Genomic DNA, 1,062 nt, shown 5'->3' with positions numbered 1-1,062 from the left:
CACTCACATCCAGTAACGTACGCAGCTCAGAGACCGTTTCGGGCATGACCCCCGACGCCACGAGAGATTCGGCGGCATACAGCGCCTTGGCATCCCCCGTGACCACGTAGTCTTTCTGCAGCGAATCCACATCCACGCCTAACTCCGACGACAGCGTTTCCAGCGCGAGCGCCAAGGCTTCAGCCGCCAGCGTCTCTGAGCTTTCACCACTATTCTTCGCGGTGCTTTGAACCAAATTTTTAACCGTGTTTATCCACGTCAACGTCGTCAGCGGGGTCACCACCTGACTGCCCGGCAATGCCGTCAGCACAAAATCGTGAGTGACTAGCTTTCCCGTCGATTCATCCACCGTATTCTCTTTCGTCGCCAACGCGTACAGCAGGTGCGCTGAGCTGTCTATTGAGGACGGCACTTCCAGACTGACCGCACCCCCATCCAGGGTTTTTCCCGAAGGCTCACCGGCGTCATACTGACCATTATCATTGGTGTCCATAAACACGTGGGCGTTTTGCAGGTAGCCATCAATCACCGTGACATCATAGTGCTGCTGAGTCGTGGTCGGGGAAGGGGTCGGGGAAGGGGAAACACTGCCTCCATCACCGCCACCACACCCGGTCAACACCGACGCGGCTAAAAAGGACAGGCTGAAGAGACGGCCTGGATTACGAATTTTGTCCGTCATTGATTCCATAATAAAACAATCCATATGTTTAATGCCCCTCTCCTGCGACAGCAACACATAGACAGTGTCATCACGGAGAGGCATTAAGGCTTTATTCGATTTAATTAATGTTCGATAAGTGAATTGGTTATTAATCTTCACATGCTACATCTTGAATTGATGTATCGATGAATATAAATGTATCGACGAACAGGGAGAACGGGTAGTGCGGGAATTGATAAATTAACTAATTTATTCATGGATTATATATAAAAGAAATATTCATTAATGAGCGAAGGGGGAAATGGCTAAGGCATCACAATAGGTATATCTTCGTAGAATTAACTGACAACAAAAAGGACGCCCTTTGCCACACGTATGGATTGCAGGGAATCATGCAA

Annotated in this window: 1 pseudogene; it reads right to left on the bottom strand. The window is 49.3% G+C overall.

Annotated features, from left to right (window positions below):
* Positions 1-823 (bottom strand): annotated as a pseudogene (locus BCU12_RS08525) (hypothetical protein); the annotation flags it as partial.
* Positions 824-1,062: the final 239 nt, after the last annotated feature.

The organism is Vibrio sp. 10N.261.55.A7 (assembly GCF_002877365.1).
In the GTDB taxonomy this organism is placed as follows: Bacteria; Pseudomonadota; Gammaproteobacteria; order Enterobacterales; family Vibrionaceae; genus Vibrio.
Note: the sequence above shows the minus strand (reverse complement) of the source record. Positions and strands in the feature narration are given on the sequence as shown.